The 21157-nt window shown below is 73.4% G+C and carries 21 protein-coding genes; 8 read left to right on the top strand and 13 right to left on the bottom strand.

Annotated features, from left to right (window positions below; translation table 11 throughout):
• Nucleotides 1–116: 116 nt before the first annotated feature.
• Nucleotides 117–827, bottom strand: coding sequence for a transcriptional repressor LexA (gene lexA / locus AACH11_RS02925; protein ID WP_341372705.1), 711 nt, complete (start codon nucleotides 825–827; stop codon nucleotides 117–119).
• Nucleotides 828–1088: 261 nt separating this feature from the next.
• On the opposite strand from lexA, the gene AACH11_RS02920 reads away from it, so the two are divergent.
• Nucleotides 1089–2096: an asparaginase gene (locus tag AACH11_RS02920; RefSeq protein ID WP_341372704.1), complete on the top strand. Its 1008-nt coding sequence runs from the start codon at nucleotides 1089–1091 to the stop codon at nucleotides 2094–2096.
• Here the strand turns inward: AACH11_RS02920 and AACH11_RS02915 are convergent.
• Nucleotides 2077–2511: an organic hydroperoxide resistance protein gene (locus AACH11_RS02915; protein ID WP_341372703.1), complete on the bottom strand. Its 435-nt coding sequence runs from the start codon at nucleotides 2509–2511 to the stop codon at nucleotides 2077–2079. The genes AACH11_RS02920 and AACH11_RS02915 overlap by 20 nt on opposite strands.
• 85 nt (nucleotides 2512–2596) lie before the next feature.
• Complete coding sequence (locus AACH11_RS02910; RefSeq protein ID WP_423228683.1) at nucleotides 2597–3244, bottom strand: MarR family winged helix-turn-helix transcriptional regulator; 648 nt, start codon at nucleotides 3242–3244, stop codon at nucleotides 2597–2599.
• A 298-nt stretch (nucleotides 3245–3542) separates the two neighbouring features.
• Here AACH11_RS02910 and AACH11_RS02905 point away from each other — a divergent pair, with 298 nt between their 5' ends.
• The gene (locus AACH11_RS02905) at nucleotides 3543–3914 is read left to right on the top strand and encodes a carboxymuconolactone decarboxylase family protein (RefSeq protein ID WP_341372988.1); all 372 of its coding nucleotides are present in this window, start codon (nucleotides 3543–3545) and stop codon (nucleotides 3912–3914) included.
• 115 nt (nucleotides 3915–4029) lie between these two features.
• Here the strand turns inward: AACH11_RS02905 and AACH11_RS02900 are convergent, their stop codons facing one another.
• The 7 genes from AACH11_RS02900 to AACH11_RS02870 form a co-directional block, all read right to left on the bottom strand.
• Nucleotides 4030–6090, bottom strand: coding sequence for an ABC-F family ATP-binding cassette domain-containing protein (locus tag AACH11_RS02900; RefSeq protein ID WP_341372702.1), 2061 nt, complete (start codon nucleotides 6088–6090; stop codon nucleotides 4030–4032).
• On the bottom strand, nucleotides 6087–7046 hold the full coding sequence (gene prmB, locus AACH11_RS02895; protein WP_341372701.1) for a 50S ribosomal protein L3 N(5)-glutamine methyltransferase: 960 nt from the start codon (nucleotides 7044–7046) through the stop codon (nucleotides 6087–6089). The genes AACH11_RS02900 and prmB overlap by 4 nt, the downstream gene beginning before the upstream one ends.
• Before the next feature lie 11 nt (nucleotides 7047–7057).
• Nucleotides 7058–8215, bottom strand: a complete 1158-nt coding sequence (gene dapE / locus AACH11_RS02890) for a succinyl-diaminopimelate desuccinylase (protein WP_341372700.1) — start codon at nucleotides 8213–8215, stop codon at nucleotides 7058–7060.
• Nucleotides 8216–8308: 93 nt separating this feature from the next.
• The gene (locus AACH11_RS02885; RefSeq protein ID WP_341372699.1) at nucleotides 8309–9511 is read right to left on the bottom strand and encodes a PilT/PilU family type 4a pilus ATPase; all 1203 of its coding nucleotides are present in this window, start codon (nucleotides 9509–9511) and stop codon (nucleotides 8309–8311) included.
• Nucleotides 9512–9652: 141 nt separating this feature from the next.
• Nucleotides 9653–10486, bottom strand: coding sequence for a 2,3,4,5-tetrahydropyridine-2,6-dicarboxylate N-succinyltransferase (gene dapD / locus AACH11_RS02880; RefSeq protein ID WP_341372697.1), 834 nt, complete (start codon nucleotides 10484–10486; stop codon nucleotides 9653–9655).
• Nucleotides 10487–10760: 274 nt separating this feature from the next.
• Entirely contained in the window at nucleotides 10761–11999 is a 1239-nt protein-coding gene (dapC, locus tag AACH11_RS02875; RefSeq protein WP_341372696.1) for a succinyldiaminopimelate transaminase, read from the bottom strand.
• Nucleotides 12000–12103: 104 nt separating this feature from the next.
• Nucleotides 12104–12808, bottom strand: coding sequence for an arylesterase (locus AACH11_RS02870; RefSeq protein ID WP_423228682.1), 705 nt, complete (start codon nucleotides 12806–12808; stop codon nucleotides 12104–12106).
• A gap of 196 nt (nucleotides 12809–13004) precedes the next feature.
• Here AACH11_RS02870 and AACH11_RS02865 point away from each other — a divergent pair, with 196 nt between their 5' ends.
• Nucleotides 13005–13685 (top strand): ABC transporter ATP-binding protein, encoded by a 681-nt coding sequence (locus AACH11_RS02865; RefSeq protein ID WP_341372695.1) that lies wholly within the window; start codon nucleotides 13005–13007, stop codon nucleotides 13683–13685.
• Nucleotides 13686–13807: 122 nt separating this feature from the next.
• Here the strand turns inward: AACH11_RS02865 and AACH11_RS02860 are convergent, their stop codons facing one another.
• From AACH11_RS02860 to AACH11_RS02850, 3 genes are all read right to left on the bottom strand, one after another.
• A complete protein-coding gene (locus tag AACH11_RS02860) occupies nucleotides 13808–14632 on the bottom strand; it encodes a peptidylprolyl isomerase (protein ID WP_341372694.1) in 825 nt (274 codons plus the stop codon).
• Nucleotides 14633–14804: 172 nt separating this feature from the next.
• Nucleotides 14805–15098 carry a BolA family protein gene (locus tag AACH11_RS02855; protein WP_341372693.1) on the bottom strand — a complete coding sequence of 98 codons (294 nt, stop codon included), beginning with the start codon at nucleotides 15096–15098 and terminating at the stop codon, nucleotides 14805–14807.
• Nucleotides 15099–15155: 57 nt separating this feature from the next.
• Nucleotides 15156–15794, bottom strand: a complete 639-nt coding sequence (locus AACH11_RS02850; RefSeq protein ID WP_341372692.1) for a septation protein A — start codon at nucleotides 15792–15794, stop codon at nucleotides 15156–15158.
• Between the two features lie 145 nt (nucleotides 15795–15939).
• Between AACH11_RS02850 and AACH11_RS02845 the strand changes: the two genes are divergently transcribed.
• The 5 genes from AACH11_RS02845 to AACH11_RS02825 all read left to right on the top strand — a co-directional run bounded on the left by AACH11_RS02845 (nucleotide 15940) and on the right by AACH11_RS02825 (nucleotide 21114).
• On the top strand, nucleotides 15940–17001 hold the full coding sequence (locus AACH11_RS02845; protein WP_341372691.1) for a branched-chain amino acid ABC transporter permease: 1062 nt from the start codon (nucleotides 15940–15942) through the stop codon (nucleotides 16999–17001).
• 32 nt (nucleotides 17002–17033) lie between these two features.
• On the top strand, nucleotides 17034–19304 hold the full coding sequence (locus AACH11_RS02840; protein WP_341372690.1) for a branched-chain amino acid ABC transporter ATP-binding protein/permease: 2271 nt from the start codon (nucleotides 17034–17036) through the stop codon (nucleotides 19302–19304).
• A gap of 62 nt (nucleotides 19305–19366) precedes the next feature.
• Nucleotides 19367–20086 (top strand): ATP-binding cassette domain-containing protein, encoded by a 720-nt coding sequence (locus tag AACH11_RS02835; RefSeq protein WP_341372689.1) that lies wholly within the window; start codon nucleotides 19367–19369, stop codon nucleotides 20084–20086.
• 135 nt (nucleotides 20087–20221) lie between these two features.
• Complete coding sequence (locus AACH11_RS02830; RefSeq protein WP_341372688.1) at nucleotides 20222–20503, top strand: hypothetical protein; 282 nt, start codon at nucleotides 20222–20224, stop codon at nucleotides 20501–20503.
• Between the two features lie 185 nt (nucleotides 20504–20688).
• A complete protein-coding gene (locus AACH11_RS02825) occupies nucleotides 20689–21114 on the top strand; it encodes a PaaI family thioesterase (RefSeq protein WP_341372687.1) in 426 nt (141 codons plus the stop codon).
• Nucleotides 21115–21157 lie beyond the last annotated feature (43 nt).

The raw sequence follows: 21157 nt of genomic DNA, 5'->3' as shown, positions 1-21157 counted from the left end.
CAGCGTTGACCCATTGTTCGCCGAGGCCTCCATGGCCGAAGAGCCGAACAGGCGGCGGGTTGCCGCCCACTCCGGTGCGCGGTGGGCGCCGCGCCGCTGTCGCCGCCCGCGCAGGCTCAGGCGTTGAAATCCTTGCGGATCAGGCCGACGGCGATGCCCTCGAGCGCGAAACCGCTGGACTCGTCGACGGTGATCGGCTCGAAGTCGGGATTGGCGGGCAACAGGCGCAGGCGGCGGCCCTGCTGCTCCCAGCGCTTGACGGTGACCTCCTCGCCGAGCCGGGCCACGACGATCTGGCCGTTGCGGGCGGTCGGCAGCCGGCGCACGGCCAGCAGGTCGCCGTCGAGGATGCCGGCGTCTCGCATGCTCAGGCCGCGCACGCGCAGCAGGTAATCGGGCGTGCCGCTGAACAGGGCCGGGCTGACCGCGTAGTGCTCCTCGATGTGCTGCTCGGCCAGGATCGGATGGCCGGCGGCCACGCGTCCGACCAGCGGCAGGCTCAGCGAGGCGAGCACCGCCGGCGGGGCGGCCGGCAGGGTGCGCGCGGCCGGAGCCGGGCGGGTGCGGGCCTTGGCCTCCCGGGCATCGTTGATGCGCGCGAGGGTCGGCTGCGGCAGGCGGATGCCGCGCGAGGTGCCGCCGACCAGCTCGATCACGCCCTTGCGGGCCAGCGCCTGCAGGTGCTCTTCGGCCGCGTTGGCCGAACGGTAGCCGAGGGTGGCGGCGATCTCGGCGCGGGTCGGCGGGGCGCCGGTGCGCTCGATGGCCTCGCGCACGAGGTCGAGGATCTGCTGCTGGCGAGCGGTGAGCTTGGGCGCGTCGGTCATGTGGGGGCCACGTGCGAGGGGCGTTGGAAGGGACGGGCGGCTGGATCGGCGACCGGATGGACCCTGGACGGCGTCAGGTGCGCCACCCCGGATGGGCGTTGCGGCCCGGGCGGGAGCCCGGGGCGACAATCGGCGCGGCACGCACCGGCCGGTGTCGGTCCGGGGCGGCCGCCGCGGGCGGCGGACCCGTGGCGCCAGGCTGGCGGTCCATCCAGCCTGTTCACGTATCCAGTCACTGTATTTTCATCCAGAGGCTCATCGATGCCAAGCACCGATCCCGTCATCCTGCCGATCCTGGGGACCGGCGGCACCATCGCCGGTGCGTCGACGCAGGCTCTCGACAATGTCGGTTATACGGCCGCGCAGATCAGCGTCGCGCAGCTGCTGGCGGCGGTGCCGGCGCTCGGTGCCGAGCCGGGGGTGGCGTTCGAGGCCGAACAGGTGGCCCAGCTCGACAGCAAGGACATGGACCCGGCGACCTGGCAGGCGCTCGGCCGCAGGGTGGCCGCCCATCTGGCGCGGCCCGAGGTGCCCGGCCTGGTCATCACGCACGGCACCGACACGCTGGAGGAGACCGCGATCTGGCTGCAGGCCGTGTTGGCGCCGACCAAGCCGGTGGTGCTGACCGCGGCGATGCGCCCGGCCACCGCCCTGGCGCCGGACGGCCCGCAGAACCTGCTCGATGCGGTGCGGCTGGCGCGCACACCGGGCGCGTGTGGCGTGCTGGTCGTGGCCGGTGGGCGGGTGATGGCGGCGGCCGACGTGCGCAAGCGCCATCCGTACCGGCTCGATGCGCTGGCCGCCGGTGATGCGGGCGTGCTGGCCTGGATCGAGGAGGGGAACGTCCGCCTGCTGCGGCCCTGGCCGGTGGCCACGGCCCTGCCGGTCGGGCCGTGTGCGGCGGCGCTGCAGGTGCCGGTCACCGACTGGCCCTGGGTCGAGGTGGTGGGCAGCCATGCGGGGGCCGACGCGCGCCAGGTCGATGCGCTGCGGGCTGCCGGCGTGCAGGGGCTGGTCGTGGCCACCACGGGCAACGGCACGGTGCACCGGGCCTTGCAGGCGGCGCTGGAGCGGGCGCAGGCCGGCGGCTGCCCGGTCTGGCTGGCCAGCCGCTGTGGCGATGGCGTGATCGTCGGGCCGGCGGCCGGGCCGGCGGCCGCGTTCTCGCCCTGGCAGGCGCGCGCGCTGCTGCAGCTGTGGCTGCTGCAGCAGCGCGTGGCGGGCCCGCAAGGCCCCGCCGCCGCCGGACTCAGACGACCGTCAGCGTGACGTCGACGTTGCCACGGGTGGCGTTGCTGTACGGGCAGACCTCGTGCGCCTGGGCGACCAGGGCTTCCAGCGCGGCGCGCTCCATGCCCGGCACGCTGATGCGCATCGCCACCGAGATGCCGAAGCAGCCTTCCTTGCCGACCAGCGGGCCGATGCCCACATCGCTGGTGATGCTCACTTCGGCCGGCAGCTGGAGCTTCTGGCGGCCGGCGACGGCCTTCATCGCGCCGATGAAGCAGGCCGAGTAGCCGGCGGCGAACAGCTGCTCGGGATTGGTGCCGGCGCCGTCATCGCCGCCCAGCGCCTTGGGCGTGGACAGGGCGGCCTTCAGGCGGCCGTCGTTCGATTCGATGGTGCCGGCGCGGCCTCCGGTGGCGGTGGCGGTGGCGGTGTAGGCGGTGGGGTGGATGGCCATCAGGGTCTCCTGTGAGGGTGGCGCGGGGGAAGAGGCGGCCGGCGGGCGTGCCGGCCGCAGGGAAGGAAAGCGGTGGGCTCGCGTGTCAGCGGCCGGGGGACGGTGGGGCGGCGCGGCGCACGGAACCACCGGCGCCGCGCGTCGGCGCGCCTCGGGTCGGCGGCGCTGGCGGCGCTGGTGGCTCGGCACCCGCGGCCTGCAGCAGCCGGGCGCGCAGGCCGCCGAGTTCCTGCGTCAGGCGGGACACGGTGTCGATGTCGCAGGCGGTCGCGCACAGCACGGCCTGCGGGATGTCCTGCGCGCGTTGCCGCAGGGCCCGGCCCTCGGCGCTCAGGCGCAGGTTCAGGCGCCGTTCGTCGCCCGTGTCACGGTCGCGCTGCAGCAGGCCCTGGGCCGCCAGGCGCTTGAGCAGCGGTGTCAGCGTGCCGCTGTCCAGGTTCAGCCGGGCGCCGAGCTCGCGCACGCCCAGGCCGTCCTGCTCCCACAGCACCAGCATCACCAGGTACTGCGGATAGGTCAGGCCCAGCGGTGCCAGCAGGGGCTTGTAGACCTTGGTCATCGCCAGCGAGGTCGCGTAGAGCGCGAAGCAGAGCTGGTGATCGAGCTGCAGCCAGCGGGCATCGGCGCCTGGCGCGGGATCGGCCGCCGCGGCGGTGGTGGCCGTGGTGGCCGTGGTGGTCGCCGCGGTTGTGCCCGTGGTGGCGAGGGGAGAGCGTGACGGTCCGCGCGGCATGGCGTGGACTGTCGTCTGCAATTGAATTGCGTGCAATCGGATGACGGGACAGGCCCGCTGACGTCAGGGGCTTGTGGGGCGAGCCGCCGATACTCCGGAGCTCCCATGCACCGCTGGCGCTGGCGTCACCGGTGCCACCCTCCCCAGGCAGGCCCGCTCCATGTCCGATCCGACACCCGCGTTCACGTCCTCGTCCTCGTCCTCGTCCTTGCACGCCGCCACGCCGGCCGCCGCGGGCCCGGAGCGCACCGTGCCGGAGGCCGGCGCCGGCCCGCGCGCCATCGGCCCCGGCGAGCGCATGCGCCGCCAGGTGATGGGCGATGTCTTCGTCGACCGGGCACTCGGCTCGGCCGATGCGTTCAGCCAGCCGCTGCAGGACTGGGTCAACCAGCACGCCTGGGGATCGAGCTGGCAGCGCGACGGGCTGGCGCTCAAGCAGCGCAGCCTGTGCACGGTGGCCATGCTGGCCGCGCTCGGCCGCAGCCAGGAGCTCAAGGGCCATCTGCGGGGCGCGCTCAACAACGGCGCCACGCTGGCCGAGCTGCGCGAGGTGCTGCTGCACGTCGCGCCCTATGCCGGCGCGCCAGCGGCGATCGAGGCCTTCCGTGCCGCGCGCGAGTTCATGGCCGACAACGGCCTGGTGTTCGAGGAGCCCGGGCCGGGCGCCTGAGGGCGGTGGCCGGTGGCCAGGCCGCCCGGCTTGGCCGGGGCCGGCCCGCAGCCGCAGTCGCAGTCGCAGTCGCAGTCGCAGTCGCAGTCGCAGTCGCGGCCGCAGCGCCCGGGCCTCAGCCGCCCGCTTCGGACGTCAGCTGCTCGATCTGCTCGTTGAGCGTCAGCCAGCGCTCCTCCAGCATCTCGATCTCGGCGCAGACATGGTTCAGCCGTCGACCGGCGTCGGCAATCTCGGCGCCCGACAGGCCGGCCGTCGACAACTGGGCTTCGAGCTCGCCCTTCTCGGCGTTGAGCTTGTCCATCCGGCTGTCGATCTGCGCGATCTCGTGGCGCAGCGGACGGGTGCGGTTGGCCAGCTCGGTGCGGGCCTGGGCCGCGCGCTTGCGGTCGTCCTTGGGGTTGGCAGCGGCCGCGGGTGCGGTCGCCGGGGCGGCCGACGGCTTGCCGCCGGCCTTGCCGGTGGCGGTCGCGGCGCTCACCGTCTCGCTGGCCAGCACCGGGCGCGGGGCCGGCGGGGGCGGCAGGCCGCGGGCCTGGGCGCGGCTGACCTCGAGCAGCCACTGCTGGTAGTCGTCGAGGTCGCCGTCGAAGGGCTCGACGCCGCCGGTGGACACCAGCCAGAACTCGTCGCAGGTCTCGCGCAGCAGGGCCCGGTCGTGGCTGACCAGCATCACCGTGCCCTCGAACTCGTTGAGGGCGATCGACAGCGCCTCGCGGGTGGTCAGGTCCAGGTGGTTGGTCGGCTCGTCGAGCAGCAGCAGGTTGGGCCGCTGCCAGACGATGGTGGCCATCACCAGCCGCGCGCGCTCGCCGCCCGACAGCGTGCCCACGCTCTGGTTGACCATGTCGCCGGTGAAGCGGAACTGGCCGAGGAAGTTGCGCAGCTCCTGTTCCCGGGCGTTGGGTGAGACCTCGCGTGCCAGCCGGATCATGCGCTGCAGCGGGGTGTCGTCCTCGCTCAGCAGATCGAGTTCCTGCTGGGCGAAGTAGCCGATGGCCAGACCCTTGCCCTCGATCAGCGTGCCGCCCTGCGGCGCCAGCGCGTGGGCAATGGTCTTGACCAGCGTGGACTTGCCCTGGCCGTTGGCGCCCAGGATGCCGATGCGCTGGCCGGCCAGCACGGTGCGGTTGACATGACGGACGATGACCTTGGCGCCGGGTTCGTCACCGGGCTGGGCCTGCGGATCGCTCTCGCCGGCCGGCAGCGGATAGCCGCAGCGCAGCTCCCGCATCGTCAGCATCGGGTTGGGCAGGCTCACCGGCTCGCGGAAGCTGAAGTCGAAGTCGCTGGCGGTCAGCACCGGGGCGAGCTTCTCCATCCGCGCCAGCGCCTTGACCCGGCTCTGCGCCTGCTTGGCCTTGGTGGCCTGGGCCTTGAAGCGGTCGATGAAGCGCTGCAGGTGGGCGATCTTGTCCTGCTGCTTCGCGAACGCGGCCTGCTGCTGCTCCATGCGCTCGGCGCGCATCATCTCGAAGGTGCTGTAGTTGCCGCCGTAACGCGTCAACTGCGCATCCTCCAGGTGCAGGGTGACGGTGGTGATCGCGTCCAGGAACTCGCGGTCGTGGCTGATCACCAGCAGCGTGCCCGGATAGCGCTTGAGCCAGTTCTCCAGCCAGACGAGCGCGTCGAGGTCCAGGTGGTTGGTCGGCTCGTCGAGCAGCAGCAGGTCCGACGGGCACATCAGCGCGCGCGCCAGCTGCAGGCGCATGCGCCAGCCGCCGGAGAAGCTGTCGACCGGTGCATCGAGCTGCTCGCCGCGGAAGCCCAGGCCCAGCAGCAGCGCCTGCGCACGGGCGCGGGCGTCGAAGGCGCCGGCGTTCTCGAGCGCCACGTGGGCATCGGCCATCGCGTGGCCATCGCCGCTGGCCTCGGCCGCGGCCAGCTGCTCGCGCGCGGCCACCAGGGGCAGATCACCGTCCAGCACGAAGTCGCTGGCCGGCTGCCCGGTCTCGGGCATGTGCTGGGCGACCTCGCCGATGCGCCAGCCCGGCGGGATCTCGACGTCGCCCTGGTCGGCCTGCAGCCGCTCGGTCAGCAGCGCGAACAGGCTGGACTTGCCGGCGCCGTTGCGGCCGATCAGCGAGGCCTTCTCGCCCGGGTTGAGGGTGACGGTGGCGCCTTCGAGCACCACCTTGACGCCGCGGCGCAGCGTGACGTTGCGCAGCGTGATCATCGGGCGTCTCCCTGGGCCGTGGCCGGCACCGCGACATCGACGCCGGCGTCCACCAGCATCGACCGCGTCAGCAGCAGCACCTGGTCATCCCCGGCGCTGGTCGGCAGCCAGACCGGCGCCAGGGCCGGGAAGGCGGCCTCGAAATGCGCGCGCTCGTGGCCGATCTCCAGCACCAGCACCGCCTCGGCGCTCATGCGGCCGGCGGCGGCCTGCAGCAGCGGACGGATGAAGTCCATGCCGTCGTCGGCGCCACCCACGTTGCCGTCGAGGGCCAGTGCCGGTTCGGCGCGGAACTCCGGCGGCAGCGCGTCCATGCCGGCGCGGCAGACATAGGGCGGGTTGCACAGGATGAGGTCGAACGGCGGCTCGCCGTCCACGGCCTGCAGGCCGTCGCCCTGGTGCAGCGTGATGCGTGCGGCCAGGCCGTGGCGCTCGACGTTCAGCCGCGCGACGGCCAGCGCGTCGGCGCTCAGATCGGCCGCGTGCACGGCGACCTCGGGCCAGGCCAGTGCGGCGAGCACGGCCAGGCTGCCGTTGCCGGTGCACAGGTCCAGCACGCGGCGGGTGTGCGCGCCCAGCCAGACGTCGATGGCGCCGTCGGCCAGCGGCTCGGCGATCAGCGAGCGCGGGATGATGACCCGCTCGTCGACGGTGAAGGGCACGCCCTGCAGCCAGGCCTCGCCGGTCAGGTAGGCGGCCGGCCGGCGGCTGGCGATGCGCTCGTCCACCAGGGCATCGATGCGCGCGGTGGCGGCGGCGTCGACCGCGTCGTCGGCATGGTCGTCGAGCGCGTCCAGCGGCAGGCCCAGGCGCCACAGCACCAGCCAGGCGGCCTCGTCGAAGGCGTTGGTCGTGCCATGGCCATAGGCGACGCCGGCGGCGTCCAGGCGCGCGGCGGCGGCCTCGATCAGGGCCAGCACGCAGCCGGGTCGGGCCGGCGAGGGGGTATCGGTCATCGGATGCGGGTTCAGGCCAGCAGCGTGAGCAGCGTGCGGCGGTAGATGGCGGTCAGCGGCACCAGGTCGGCCACACGCACGTGCTCGTCGACCTTGTGGATGCTGGCGTTGCAGGGGCCGAACTCGACCACCTGCGGGCAGATGCGGGCGATGAAGCGGCCGTCGCTGGTGCCGCCGGTGGTCGACAGCTCGGGCGCGGCGCCGGTCTCGGCCTGGATGGCGGCGGCCAGCGCGTCGACCAGGCTGCCGGGGCGGGTCAGGAAGGGCAGGCCGCCCAGCGTCCAGTCGCAGCGGTACTCCAGGCCGTGGCGCTCCAGCAGTTCGGCCACGCGGGCCTTCAGGCCGTCGGGGGTGCTCTCGGTGCTGTAGCGGAAGTTGAAGTCGATGATGACCTCGCCCGGGATCACGTTGGTGGCGCCGGTGCCGCCGTGGATGTTGCTGACCTGGAAGGTGGTCGGCGGGAAGTGGTCGTTGCCGGCGTCCCAGTGGGCCGTGGCCAGCTCGGCCAGCGCCGGGGCGGCCAGGTGGATCGGGTTGCGCGCCAGTTGCGGGTAGGCGACGTGGCCCTGCACGCCCTTGACCGTCAGCTTGCCGCTGAGCGAGCCGCGGCGGCCGTTCTTCACGCAGTCGCCCAGGCGCTGCACCGAGGTCGGCTCGCCGACGATGCAGCAGTCCAGGCGCTCGCCGCGGGCGGCCAGGGCCTCGACCACCCGCACCGTGCCGTCGACCGACGGGCCTTCCTCGTCGCTGGTGATCAGCAGCGCGATGGCGCCGGCGACGTCGGGCTGCGCCTGCAGCAGCTGCTCGACGGCGACGACGAAGGCCGCGATCGACGACTTCATGTCGGCCGCGCCGCGGCCGTACAGCAGGCCGTTGCGGTGGCTGGGCACGAAGGGGTCGCTGGTCCAGGCGGCCAGCGGCCCCGGCGGCACGACATCGGTGTGGCCCGCGAAGACCACCGTCGGCCCCGGCCGCGTGCCACGGCGGATGGCCCACAGATTGCGCACGCGGAAGCTGTCGGGGCCGCAGTCCAGCGTCTCGCACTGGAAGCCCAGCGGCGCCAGGCGGGCGGTGATCAGGTCCTGGCAGCCGGCGTCGTCGGGCGTCACCGAGGGGCGGGCGATCAGCGCCTCGAGCAGGCGCAGGGTGGACAGGTCGTCGGCGGACATCGTCGTCGGAGGAGGGGGGAAGGCAGGGGCGTCGGTCGCGCCGCCGCGGCACGGGCGCACCGTGTGCGGCGGGCCGGCCGGGTGGGCGGCCGATCAGCCGATCGGCGGCAGGTTCAGCATCGAGCGGCTGGTCATGTAGCCGTCGGGCACGACGTCCACGGTGAAGTCGGTGTAGTGGGCCTGGTCGCTGCCCGGGTCCTCGCGCTTGGGCGGTGTGCGTGAGGCCGGCGTGGCCTGGTTCTGCAGCCGCCACACCAGGTTGGTCGGCGAGTCGGCATGGGCCATGCCTTCCTCGCGCGTGACCAGACCGGTGTTGATCATGCGGGCGATGTCTTCCTCGAAGCTGCGCGAGCCCTCGGCCATCGAACGCTCGAGCGCTTCCTTGATGCCGGGGAAGTCGCCCTTCTCGATCAGTTCGGCGACCAGGTTGTTGTTGAACAGCAGCTCGGCGGCCGGCAGCCGGCCGCCGCCCTCGGCGCGCAGCAGGCGCTGCGAGACGATGGCCCGCAGGCCGGCGGCCAGGTCCGACAGCAGCACCGGCCGCGCCTCCGGCGTGTAGAACGACAGGATGCGGCCGAGGGCGTGGTGGCTGTTGTTGGCATGCATCGAGGCCACCACCAGATGGCCCGACAGCGCATAGCTGAGCGCGGCCGTCATCGTCTCGCGGTCGCGGATCTCGCCGATCATGATGCAGTCCGGCGCCTGGCGCAGCGCGTTGCGCAGCGCGACCTGCAGCGACTGCGTGTCACGGCCGATCTCGCGCTGGTTGACCACGCACTTCTTGCTCTGGAACAGGAACTCGATCGGGTCCTCGATCGTCAGGATGTGGCCCGGCAGCGTGCGGTTGCGCAGCTCCAGCATGGCCGCCAGCGTCGTGCTCTTGCCCGAACCGGTGGCGCCGACCATCAGGATCAGGCCGCGTTTTTCCAGCACCAGCTGGGCCAGCGCGTCGGGCAGGTTCAGCGTCTCCAGCGGCGGGATCTGGTGCGGGATGTGGCGGATGACGACCGCGATCGAGCCCCGCTGGCGGAAGGCCGAGATGCGGAAGCTGCCGGTCTTCTCCAGCGCGATGGCCAGGTTCAGCTCGCCGGTGTCGTCGAGCTCTTCGAGCTGGTGCGGCGTCAGCACCTCGGCGATCAGCAGCCGTGGCTGCTGCGGCGTCAGCACCTGGTCCGACAGCTGCAGCATCTGGCCGTGGATCTTGACCAGGATCGGCATCGCCGCCGAGAGGTAGACGTCCGAGGCGTTGCGCTCGGCCATCAGCCGCATGACGCGCTCCATGCGTCCCGTCGTCATCGTGCTCACTCCAACATCAGGGCGGCCGCCGGGGGGGCGGCCGTGGCGCTCGGGGCGTCGCGCCGCGGTCCGCAGGCACGCTCGACTCCGGCGGGCGGACGGGCCGGGACCGCGCTCAGGCGCCGCGTCCCGGCCGGTCCATCACGGACGCAGCAGGTCGTTGATGCTGGTCTTGCTGCGGGTCTGGGCGTCCACGCGCTTGACGATGATGGCCGCGTACATGCTGTAGTCCTGGCCGGCGGCCGTCTTCTTCGGCAGGTTGCCCGAGACCACGACCGAGCCCGAGGGCACGCGGCCGTAGCTGATCTCGCCGGTGGCGCGGTCGAAGATCGGGGTCGACTGGCCGAGGTAGACGCCCATGCCCAGCACCGAGTGCTCCTCGACGATCACGCCCTCGACGACCTCGGAGCGGGCGCCGATGAAGCAGTTGTCCTCGATGATGGTCGGGTTGGCCTGCAGCGGCTCCAGCACGCCGCCGATGCCCACGCCGCCCGACAGGTGCACGTTCTTGCCGATCTGCGCGCAGGAGCCGACGGTGGCCCAGGTGTCGACCATCGCGCCCTCATCGACGTAGGCGCCGATGTTCACGTAGCTGGGCATCAGCACCACGCCCTTGGCCTGGAAGCTGCCGCGACGGGCGACGGCCGGCGGCACGACGCGCACGCCGGTGGCGGCCAGGGCGGCGGCGTCCAGGCCGCTGTACTTGGTCGGCACCTTGTCGAAGAAGGTCAGCGCGCCGGCTTCCTGCGGCACGTTGTCGTTCAGGCGGAAGCTCAGCAGCACCGCCTTCTTCACCCACTGGTTGACCTGCCACTGGCCGACGCCCAGGCGCTCGGCCACGCGCAGGCGGCCGCTGTCCAGTTCGGCGATGACGGTCTCGACGGCCTCGCGCACGGCGGCGTCGGCGGCGGTCGGGCTGAGGGCGGCGCGGTTCTCCCAGGCCTGTTCGATGACGGATTGCAGCTGAGCGGTCATGGTCGTCCTTCGTTCGTGGTGATCGCGGGGCCGGCGCCGCCGGGGCGCCGTGCGGAAAGGGGAGGGTGGATTGTGCGTGAGGGCGGCCTCGGAGCGCTGGCCGGCGGCCGATGGCCGGTCGCGGGGCGCCGCCGAGGGCCGGGTCGGGGGCCGGGGCGGGACCTCCGTCGGCCGCTCAGTCGGCAGCCCGGAGGGCGCAACGCACCGGGCCGGTCCCGGCGAGCCACCGGGTACCGGTGAGCGCCGTCGTCGCGGTCCGGCTCAGCCGGCGCACTCAGGCGCCCGAACGGCCGGCACGCCAGTCGCGCGTGAACGCGGCGATGCGGTGCGCGGCCTCCAGGCATTCGGCGGTCTCGGCCACCAGGGCCATGCGCACGCGGCCGGCGCCCGGGTTCACGCCGTGGGCCGTGCGCGCCAGCAGGCTGCCCGGCAGCACGGCGACGTTGGCCTGCGCCAGCAGCTGCTGGCCGAAGGCGATGTCGTCGCCCGGGCCGGTGCCGCCACCGGCGGCCGGCACCGCCGCCCACAGGTAGAAGCCGGCGTCGGGCAGCGCGACGTCGAGCTCGGTGGCCAGCACCGGTGTGACCTCGGCGAACTTGCGCCGGTAGAGCTCGCGGTTGGCCACCACGTGGTCCTCGTCGGCCCAGGCCGCGACGCTGGCGGCCTGCACCAGCGGGCCCATCGCCGAGCCGTGGTAGGTGCGGTAGAGCAGGAAGGCCTTGATCAGCGCCGCGTCACCGGCGACGAAGCCCGCGCGCAGGCCCGGCACGTTGCTGCGCTTGGACAGCGAGGTGAACATGATCAGGTTGCGGAAATCGCTGCGGCCCAGGCGCATCGCGGCTTCCAGGCCGCCCAGCGGCGCCTCGTCGCGGAAGTAGATCTCCGAATAGCACTCGTCGCTGGCGATGACGAAGCCGTGGCGGTCGCTGAGCGCGAACAGCGCCTCCCACTCCGACAGCGGCATCACCGCGCCCGTCGGGTTGCCCGGCGAGCAGACGTAGAGCAGCTGGGTGCGCGACCAGGTGGCCTCGTCGATCTGGCGCCAGTCGGCGGCGAAGTTGCGCGCCGGATCGCTGTTGGCGTAGACGACCTGGGCGCCGGCCAGCAGCGCCGCACCCTCGTAGATCTGGTAGAACGGATTCGGACAGACGACGGTGGCGCCGGGCCGGCCGGCGTCGATCACGGTCTGCGCGATCGCGAACAGCGCCTCGCGCGAGCCACCGACCGGCAGCACTTGGCGCGCCGGATCGACGCTCACGCCGTAGCGCCGGCGCAGCCAGGCCGCGCAGGTCTCGCGCAGCGCCGGGCTGCCGAGGGTCGGCGGATAGGTGGCCAGACTGCGCGCGGCGATCGAGGTGCGCAGCGCGTCCTCGACCAGGGCTGGCGTCGCGTGACGCGGCTCGCCGATGCCCAGGCTGATCGGGCGCAGGGCCGGATTCGGGGTGATGCCGGCGGTCAGTTCGCGCCAGCGTTCGAACGGATAGGGGTGCAGCTTGCCCAGCAGCGGATTCATGGGGCGCGATTGTCGCCGATCGCCGTCCGGGGGCGCGCGGCCGTCTGCGGGCCCGCGCACCGTCAGGGTGCAGCGGGTGCCGGCGCGGCGGATCGCCGTGCGCGTCAGCCTTTGGTGGCGGCGGTCGGGCGCTCGGCCGGCGCCTTCAACCAGGGGCCCAGCACGCGCCAGATCGTCTCCAGGATGCGCGGATGGGCGCTGGCCAGCGGGTGGATGCGGTCGCTCTGGAAGTTCCGGTCGGCGTCGGGCGTGTCGGCCACACCGGCCAGCATGAAGGGCACCAGCGCGGCCTGCTCCTCGCGCGCGACCTGGGCGAACAGCGCCTGGAAGTCCTGCGCATAGCGTGCCCCGTAGTTCGGCGGGACCTGCATGCCCACCAGCAGCACCCGGGCACCGGCCCCGCGTGCCGCGCGCACCATCGCGCGCAGGTTGTCGCGGCTCATGTCCAGCGGCAGGCCGCGCAGCGCGTCATTGCCGCCGAGCTCGATCACCACGTGCGTGGGCTGGTGCTGGCGCAGCAGCCGCGGCAGGTTGCTGCGCCCGCCGGCCGTGGTCTCGCCGGAGATGCTGGCGTTGACCACCTCGGCCGCGAGGTGCTCGCGTGCCAGGCGCTGCTGCAGCAAGGCTACCCAGCCGCTGTCGCGGGCCAGGCCGTACTCGGCCGACAGGCTGTCGCCGAGCACCAGCAGGCGGCGCGCGGGGCGGCCGCTCGTCGCCGTTGGCGTGGCGTTGGGGGCCGGGGTGCCGGGGGCGCCGGATGCCTGGTTGCCGCTGCCCGCCGGCGCGGCCGATGCCGGCCCCCAGGGCACGGCGAACGCGGCCCCGGCCGCCAGCAGGGAACCGAGCGCCGTGCGTCGGCTCTGCCCAGGCGTGTCGCCCGCGCGCGGCCACCGTGCGGCCGGCCGCACCGGCGCCGCGCTACAGTGGGCCGCAGCCGCAGGGGCCGACCGTGGTCGGTGGTCTGTTTCGGAGGGCGCCGAATCCGCCCGTTTGCCAAGTTCATTCATGCGCAGTGATCCCCTGATCGCCGTCGAGCACGTCAGCCGCGAGGTGACCGACTCCACAGGCACGCTGACGATACTGCACGACATCGATGTCGCCTTGCCGGCCCGTCAATCCACGGCCATCGTCGGGGCCTCGGGCTCGGGCAAGAGCACGCTGCTGGCCATCATCGCCGGCCTCGACCGGCCCACCCGCGGCACGGTGCGTCTGGACGGCGTCGATCTGTTCGCGCTCGACGAGGATGCGCGGGCCGCGGTGCGGGCCCAGCGCCTGGGTTTCGTCTTCCAGAGCTTCCAGCTGCTGGGCCACCTGAGCGCGCTCGAGAACGTGATGCTGCCGCTCGAACTGCTGGGCCGTGGCGATGCGCGTGCCCGCGCCACCGAGATGCTGGGCCGGGTCGGTCTGGGCGCGCGGCTGCACCACCATCCGCGCACGCTGTCGGGCGGCGAGCAGCAGCGCGTGGCGCTGGCGCGGGCCTTCGTCGTCGAGCCGCAGGTGCTGCTGGCCGACGAGCCCACCGGCAGCCTGGACCATGCTACCGGCGAGACGGTGATGGCCCTCATGTTCGAGATGAACCGCGAGGCCGGCACCACGCTGCTGCTCGTCACGCACGACCGCGGCATCGCCGCTCGCTGCGACCGCCAGCTGCACATCGAGGCCGGGCGCCTGAAGCCGGCGGCCTGATCGGCCGGCCCGGCGCCATCGCTGCAGAAAGCACAACGGGGCACCTGAGGGTGCCCCGTTCGGGTCTGCCGGCAGGCGCGCCGGCCGGGCCTGACCCGCCGTCGGGCCGGGTCGGGCCTGGATCAGTGGGCGTGACCGCCGTCGGCGAACTTGTAGTCGGTCTTGGCCGAGGTGCGCAGCTTTTCCTGGTAGTCCTGCAGCTTCTGCTGCTCGATGCGCTGCTTGATCTGGCCCTTGACCTCGGCGAACGGCGGGAACTGCGCCTCGCGGGTGTCGTCGAGCTGGATGATGTGCCAGCCGAACTGGCTCTTGACCGGGGCCTCGGTCAGCTCACCCTTCTTCAGTGCGGTCATCGCCTTGCTGAATTCGGGGACGTAGTTCTCGGCGCGGGCGAAGTCCAGATCGCCGCCGTTCTGGCCCGAGCCCGGATCCTTGCTCTTCTCCTTGGCCAGGTCCTCGAACTTGGCGCCACCCTTGATCTGCGCGATCAGGGCCTTGGCCTCTTCCTCGGACTCGACCAGGATGTGGCGCGCACGGTATTCGGTGCCGCCGTTGGCCGCCTTGACCTTGTCGTACTCGGCCTGGGCATCGGCGTCGGAGACCGGGTTCTTGGTCCGGTAGTCCTCGAACAGCTGGCGGATCAGGATGGACTGGCGGGCCAGTTCCATCTGCGCCTTGTACTCGGCACCGGCGGCCACGCCGCGGCGCTCTGCTTCCTGGGCGAAGATCTCGCGCAGCACGGCCTGCTCACGGGCCTGGCCCTGCATCTCGGGCGTGACCTGCTGGCCGGCGCGCTCGGCCTGCTTGAGCAGCACGTCGACGCGCGACTTCGGCACCGCCTTGCCGTTGACGATGGCGATGTTCTGCGCCTGGGCGGCGATGGGCACGAGCAGTGCGATCACGGCCGAAGCGAGGGCCGCGCGGGCGGCCTGCGAGGTACGGTTCATGGGGGTCGGAAGAGCCGGTTGCGGGCCGTGTGTTGCGCGCCGTGCCGCCGCGGAGCATGCGCCGTGGCGGATGTCTCGGGCGCGCCGGCCCGGGCAGGGTGGAGGACGGTGGAACGTTGCAGGGCGCCGGCCTCGCGGCCGGTGCGGCAGGCGGTGCGGCCGGGCGCGGCGGTCAGCCCGCCTCGTCCGGCGCCCGGGCCTCGATGGCCAGGGCGTGGATCCCCTGGGGGATCACCGAGCGCAGGGCATCATACACAAGGCGATGGCGGCCCACGCGGGACTGCCCGGCCATGCAGCCGGCGACCACCCGCACCCGCCAGTGCGAGCCCTCGCCCGCGCCGGCATGACCGGCATGGTGATGGCTCTCATCGATGACCTCGAGGGCGACCGGGTTCAGGGCCGCGCGCAGCGCGGACTCGATCAGCGCTGGCGTGACAGCCTGGGCAGACGGGGGCAGGGCGGACATCGGCGGACTCCAGGACGGGGGCGGTCGGGTTCGGTCGGGATCGGCACGTGGCGGGATTCAGCGCGGTCCGGCCGCGTCGTCCACGGGTTGGGCGTGGCGGCCGAGGTAGAGCGCCTGGCCGACGACGAAGACCAGCATCAGCCCCAGCGTGCCGAAGGCCTTGAAGTTGACCCAGACGTCGGTGGAGAAGTGGTAGGCCACCCACAGGTTGACCAGCCCCATCACCGCGAAGAACAGGACCCAGGCGGTGTTCAGCCGGCGCCAGATGCCTTCGGGCAGGCTGAGCTGCGCGCCCATCATCGAGCGCAGCAGGTTGCGCCCGGCCAAGTGCTGCGAGCCCCACAGGCCGACGGCCATCAGCCAGTACACGCCGGTGGGCTTCCACTTGATGAAGGTCTCGCTGCGCAACCAGATGGTCAGGCCGCCCAGCACCACGATCAGGCCCAGGCTGATCCACAGCATCAGATCGACCTTGCGTCCGCGCAGCTTGAGAAACAGCACCTGGGCCAGCGTGGCCACGATGACCACCAGCGTCGCCAGCATCATCGGCGCCTCGGTGGTGCCCACCGGGCCGCCTCCGACGAGGACGCCGAAGTGGCGGGAGGCGAAATCGGCCGCCCATTCCTTGTGGCCTTCGGCGTACTTGAAGGTCCCGAAGAACAGGAGGATGGGCAGGAAGTCGAGCAGCATCTTCATGGGGCCGGCAGTGTAGCGGCGAGGGCGGTCGAGGGCGTGGCCCAGAATCATGGCCCTGGCCCGCCCGGCCCGGGGTTCCGGGATCGGCGGGCCGAGGTGCGGCGGCGGGTGCCGTGCGCGCCTGTTTTCTGCTGGGCTGCCGTTCGTGTCCGATCCTCTGCTGATCTCCCTGCTCAACGCCTTGTCCGTCGGTCTGCTGCTGTTCATGCTGGCCGCGGGGCTGAGCCTGATCCTCGGCCTGATGGGGGTGCTCAACATGGCCCACGCCGGCTTCTACCTGCTGGGCGCCTATGCCGGCCATGCGCTGACGGCGCCGCTGGGGTATGTCGGTGCGTTGATGGTGGCGCCGGTGCTGGTCGGCCTGCTGGGCGCCGCCCTGCACGGGCCGCTGCTGCGCCCGCGGCGTGCGGCGGCAGGGCCGCGGGCGCACGCGGCGGACCTGCTGGTGACCTGGGGGCTGGGGCTGCTGCTGGTCGAGGCGGTGCAGCTGATCTGGGGCCGCAGTCCGCTGGCCACGCCCTTGCCCGAGCTGCTGCAGGCGCCGGCGTTCACCCTGCTGCGCGATGCGCCCGGTCATCGCCAGATCTGGGCCGGTGCGGCGCCGGCGGCCGCCTGTGGGGCGGGGGGCTGCATCGCGTTTCCGGCCAGCCGGATCCTCGTGATGGGCGTGGCGCTGACCCTGGCGGCGGCCCTGTGGCTGTTCCTGCGCCACACCCGCAGCGGCCTGATCGTGCAGGCCGCGCTGACCCATCCGCAGATGGTGGCGGCGCTGGGTCATGACGTGACGGCCGTCCAGCGGCGGGTCTTCGGCCTGGGTTGCGCGATGGCCGCGCTGGCCGGGGCGATCAGCGGCAGCCTGTTCACCGTCGAGCCCTCGCTGGCCACCCAGCTCGGTCCGCTGCTGTTCGTGGTGCTGGTCATCGGCGGCAGCGGTTCGCTCGCCGGCGCGCTGCTGGGGTCGTTGCTGGTCGGGGCGCTGCAGACCCTGCCGCTGGCCTTCGACCTGCGCCTGGCCGATCTGCTGGCCTGGCTGCCGGGGATGCCGCCCATCGGTCCGCAGACGCCGCTGTGGTCGGTCTGGCGCCTGGGCCTGCCGCAGCTGGCCGGGGTGATGCCCTATCTGATGATGATCGCGGTGCTGGTCTGGCGGCCCCACGGCCTGCTGGCGGCCACCGGCCTGAAGACCGGCGAGGACGGCACGCGATGAGGGTGGCCCTGCGAGGCCGGTGGCGGGCGGCCGTGGCGCGAAGGATCGGCGCGCGAGGGCCGGGCCTGGGCTGGGCCCTGGTCCTGACCCTGTTGCTGGGCGCGGCACTGCTGCTGGATGGAGACCAGCGCCATCTGCTGGGCCTGGCCTCGCAGTTCGCGGTCGCCCTTCTGGCGTGCGCGGCCTATCAACTGCTGTCGCACGACGGCGGCATGCTCAGTTTCGGGCATGCGATCCATGCGGGCTTCGGTGGCTACGCGGCCGTGCACCTGATGCGGTGGCTGCCGGCGCTCGCGGCATCCGGCTCGCCCGGGCTGGCGACGGCGGCGGTGGCGGTCCTGCCGCTGGCCGGAGGGCTGGCCGGCCTGCTCTGCGCCTGGGGGCCGGGCTGGTTGGCCACCCGGCACGGCGGCACGGCACTGGCCATGATCACCCTGGCCCTGGCCGAACTGATGGCCACGGCCGCGCTGATGCTGCCGGTCTTCTTCGGTGGCGAGTCCGGGCTGGGGGGCGACCGCGTGCCGGCGCCCGGGGGCTGGACCTGGGGTCCGGATCGCGCGGTCCATCTGCTGGTGGTCGTCTGGGCCCTGGCCGGCCTGGCCCTGGTGCTGGCCTGGCGCGGCACGCCCGCCGGGCGCCTGTTGCAGGCCGTGCGCGAGCAGCCGCAGCGCGTGGCGGCGCTCGGTTTCGATCCGGCCGCGCTGCGGTGGCGTGCGCTGTGGGTGGCCGGTCTGTGCAGTGGCATCGCCGGTGCGCTGCTGGCCCTGCTGCACGAGCGGGTGACACCGCAGGCCTTCGGCCTGGAGCGGTCCGGCCAGCTGGTGCTGGCGGCGACCGTGGGCGGCGGCGGTGGGCTGCTGGGCGCGGTCTGTGCCGCGGCGGTCAGCGTGCTGGCGTTCGGGCCGCTGGCGGCCTGGTCGCGGGCCTGGCCGGCCTTGCTGGGGCTGTCCTTCATCGGGGTGGTGTTGTGGGCGCCGGAGGGCCTGGCCGGCGCCTGGCGGCGTGCACCGGGCCGCTGGCGCGCGCTGTGCCAGCGGCCCGCGGCGCAGCGCCGGCACGCGCTGACCGGCGCGCTGCTGCGCATGTCCGGCCTCGCGCTGATGCTGCCGGGCGGGGTGCTGCTGGCCGAGCTGGCCTACCACCACCGGCTCGATGCGGCGCTGGGGCCGTGGATGGTGCGCGGCCCGCTGCGACTGGACAGCGGCGCCGCCTGGAGCTGGATGCTGCTGTGCGCGATGGTGGCCACCGGTCTGCTGCTGTGGCGATGGGGCGGTGTGGGGCGGGGGGCCTTGTGGTGTGGCTCCGATGCGGCTCCTGCCGGACGGGCATGCACCGAGGACCGGCCCGCCGGCCCGGGCTGCGCCGGCTCGATGTCGCGCCTGACGGCGCCCTTGGCGCCTCCTGCGGTGGCGAAGGCGGCAGCGGTGGCGGCGGAGTCCGCGGATTCGGAGCCCCAACCCCAGCCACAGCCCCAGCCACAGCCGGAGCCGGAGCCGGAGGCCGCCGCAGTGGCCGTGCGTTCGCCCGCCGCGCCCGGTCTGGTGCTGGCCGGTGTCGGCCTGCACATCGGCCGCAGCCGCATCCTGGACGGCATCGATCTGGTGCTGCCGGCCGGGCAGTGCCTGGCCCTGATCGGGCCGAACGGGGCCGGCAAGTCCAGTCTGCTGCAGCTGGTCTCGGGGGGGCGGGCCGCCACCGCGGGTTCGGTGCGTTGGGCCGGTCGGCGGCTGGATGGCCGTGGTCCGGTGAGGGCTGCGCGGGCCGGGGTCGCGCGCAGCTTCCAGCGCAGCCAGCTCTGGCCCGCCTTGAGCGTGCGCGACCACCTGCGGTGCGCGTTGCTGCGCCCCTGCGGCGTCGGTGCGTCGATGGTCCGCTCCTTGTCGTCCTGCGACGCGCTCACGCGCGAGACCGATGCCTGGATGCACCGCCTCGGCCTGGCCGAGGACGCGGACACCGCCATCGCGCAGCTCGGCTATGCCCGCCAGCGTCTGGTCGAGCTGGCCCTGGCGGTGGTCGGTGGCCAGCCCCTGGTGTTGCTGGACGAGCCGACCGCCGGCATGAACCTGGACGAGGCGCGCCAGGCCGTGGCGCTGATCCGGCAGCTGACCGCCGGCCGCACCGTGTTGCTGGTCGAGCACGATCTGGGCGTGGTGTTCGAGCTCGCTGACCGCATCGCGGTGCTGGACCAGGGGCGCTTGCTGTGCTGCGATCGGCCCGCCGTCGTGCGCGAGGACCCCGCCGTGCGCGCGGTCTACCCCGGGCTGGACCGCTGGCCGCTGAGCGCCGCGGGGGGCAAGCCGTGACGGCGGGCGGTGTTCGGGGCTCGCCCGGCGCGGGCCGGTCCGATCCGTCCGCGGGGCTGCTGGTGCAGCGCCTGGGGCTGGTCCGCGACGGTGTGCCGGTGCTCGACGACGTGTCGCTGCAGCTCGCGCCCGGAGAGGTGCTGGTGCTGCTCGGTCGCAACGGTGCCGGGCGCAGCAGCCTGTTGCAGGCCTTGGCCGGCTGGCTGCCCGCCGGCGGCCGCTGGTCCTGGCAGGGTCAGGCCTTGCAGGGGTTGCCGACGCACCAGGTGGCGCGGCGCGGCATCGGCTTCGTGCCGCAGACGCGCGACATCTTCCCGCGGCTGACGGTGCGCCAGAACCTGCTGCTCGGCCTGCCGGATCGCGTCCGGCCGGGGGATGGGGCACCGGCCGCGGCCGGCGGCCCCTTGCCCTGGACCGTCGAGCGGGTCTGGGACCGCCTGCCGGCCCTCGCGCGCCGTGCCGATGCGCCCGCGGCCGCCTTGTCCGGTGGCGAACAGCAGTTGCTGGCCCTGATGCGCGCCTTGCTGGGCCGACCCCGTCTGCTGCTGCTCGACGAGCCGACCGAAGGGCTGGCTCCGGCCTGGGTCGAGACCGTCGCCGGCCTGCTCCAGGAGCAGCGCGCGGCGGGTGTGGCCGTGCTGATGGTCGAGCATCTGCGCGGGGGGCTGTGGCCGCTGGCTGACCGTGCGCTGCTGCTCGGACGGGGCCGGGTCATCGTCGAAGGCCGGGCCGCCGAGGTCGCGGCCGAGCACGCACGGCTGGCACGTTGGATGGCCGGCTGAGCGAGCTGCGGGCATCCCCTCCTCAAAGGAAGGGATTGCGCGGTCACGGGGCCAACCGCCGCTGGGCCGTGGCACGCTGACGAGCCAGTCGGGGGCAGGGTCATCGCGCCCCCACCATCCAGGAGGATCGACGTCATGGCGCGTTCCCGCAGCTCGGCCTTGCCGGTACCGATCGAGGACTCCACGTTGTCCACCGGCCCGGCGCCCGATGCCGAGCAGGGGCCCCCGCCCGGCCGCTGGGGCTGGCTGGAGGCGCTGGTGTGGGCGCTGATCTACGCCGGCGGCCTGCTGATGAGCCTGAGCCTCTTCATCGACGCCCCCCACGGGGCCCTGGCGCTGGACCTGCAGTGGATCGGGGCGGTCGGGGTCGGTGCCGGTGTGGGGCTGATCGGCGTGCGCGCCGCGCTGGCCGACTGAGCCGGCCGCTGCGGCGGCGGATGCAGCGGAAGGTGCGGCGGCAGGGCGCGCGCAGCCCGCGGCATCATCCGGGCATGCCTGATGCATCACCTGCCTCATCTGCCGCTTCTGCCGCCGCTTCCGCCGCTTCTGCCGGCGCTTCCTTGCCGGCCCCGGACTGGCCCGTGCCGTGTGTCCCCAGCCCGGTGCCCCGGCCCTGGCCGGTGCCCTTGCCCTGGGCCGAGACGCTCGGGGCGACCCTGCACTTGTGGCAGGACGGCCATGCCGAGGTGCGGCTGGCCCTGCAGGCCGGGCAGCACAACAGCTGGCAGGTCGCCCACGGCGGCGTGCTGATGAGTCTGCTGGACATCGCGATGGCCCAGGCCGCGCGCAGCCGCCATCCGCTCAGCCCGGGGGTGGTCACGCTCGAGATGAAGACCAGTTTCCTGCAGGCGGCTCGCGGGGGGCTGCGGGCCCAGGCACGGGTGCTGCACGCCACGGCCACACTCGATTTCTGCGAGGCCCGTCTGCTCGATGCGGATGGCCGCCTGTGTGCCAGCGCCAGCGGCACCTTCCAGCACCTGCGTGCCCTGCCGCCACGGCGGCAGCGAGCGGGCGATCCCCCGTCCTGAGCGCCACGGGCCCCGATGGCGGTGTGGCACACTCGCGCGTTTT

This window comes from Pseudaquabacterium rugosum (assembly GCF_038066575.1).
GTDB lineage: Bacteria > Pseudomonadota > Gammaproteobacteria > Burkholderiales > Burkholderiaceae_C > Pseudaquabacterium > Pseudaquabacterium rugosum.
This window is presented reverse-complemented; position numbering and strand designations above follow the sequence as displayed.

Excerpts from the sequence above, each read along its gene's own strand:
- lexA (WP_341372705.1), bottom strand. The coding sequence starts at position 827 with ATGACCGACGCGCCCAAGCTCACCGCTCGCCAGCAGCAGATCCTCGAC.
- AACH11_RS02920 (WP_341372704.1), top strand. The coding sequence starts at position 1,089 with ATGCCAAGCACCGATCCCGTCATCCTGCCGATCCTGGGGACCGGCGGC.
- AACH11_RS02915 (WP_341372703.1), bottom strand. The coding sequence starts at position 2,511 with ATGGCCATCCACCCCACCGCCTACACCGCCACCGCCACCGCCACCGGA.
- AACH11_RS02910 (WP_423228683.1), bottom strand. The coding sequence starts at position 3,244 with ATGCCGCGCGGACCGTCACGCTCTCCCCTCGCCACCACGGGCACAACC.
- AACH11_RS02905 (WP_341372988.1), top strand. The coding sequence starts at position 3,543 with ATGCGCCGCCAGGTGATGGGCGATGTCTTCGTCGACCGGGCACTCGGC.
- AACH11_RS02900 (WP_341372702.1), bottom strand. The coding sequence starts at position 6,090 with ATGATCACGCTGCGCAACGTCACGCTGCGCCGCGGCGTCAAGGTGGTG.
- prmB (WP_341372701.1), bottom strand. The coding sequence starts at position 7,046 with ATGACCGATACCCCCTCGCCGGCCCGACCCGGCTGCGTGCTGGCCCTG.
- dapE (WP_341372700.1), bottom strand. The coding sequence starts at position 8,215 with ATGTCCGCCGACGACCTGTCCACCCTGCGCCTGCTCGAGGCGCTGATC.
- AACH11_RS02885 (WP_341372699.1), bottom strand. The coding sequence starts at position 9,511 with ATGACGACGGGACGCATGGAGCGCGTCATGCGGCTGATGGCCGAGCGC.
- dapD (WP_341372697.1), bottom strand. The coding sequence starts at position 10,486 with ATGACCGCTCAGCTGCAATCCGTCATCGAACAGGCCTGGGAGAACCGC.
- dapC (WP_341372696.1), bottom strand. The coding sequence starts at position 11,999 with ATGAATCCGCTGCTGGGCAAGCTGCACCCCTATCCGTTCGAACGCTGG.
- AACH11_RS02865 (WP_341372695.1), top strand. The coding sequence starts at position 13,005 with ATGCGCAGTGATCCCCTGATCGCCGTCGAGCACGTCAGCCGCGAGGTG.
- AACH11_RS02860 (WP_341372694.1), bottom strand. The coding sequence starts at position 14,632 with ATGAACCGTACCTCGCAGGCCGCCCGCGCGGCCCTCGCTTCGGCCGTG.
- AACH11_RS02855 (WP_341372693.1), bottom strand. The coding sequence starts at position 15,098 with ATGTCCGCCCTGCCCCCGTCTGCCCAGGCTGTCACGCCAGCGCTGATC.
- AACH11_RS02850 (WP_341372692.1), bottom strand. The coding sequence starts at position 15,794 with ATGAAGATGCTGCTCGACTTCCTGCCCATCCTCCTGTTCTTCGGGACC.
- AACH11_RS02830 (WP_341372688.1), top strand. The coding sequence starts at position 20,222 with ATGGCGCGTTCCCGCAGCTCGGCCTTGCCGGTACCGATCGAGGACTCC.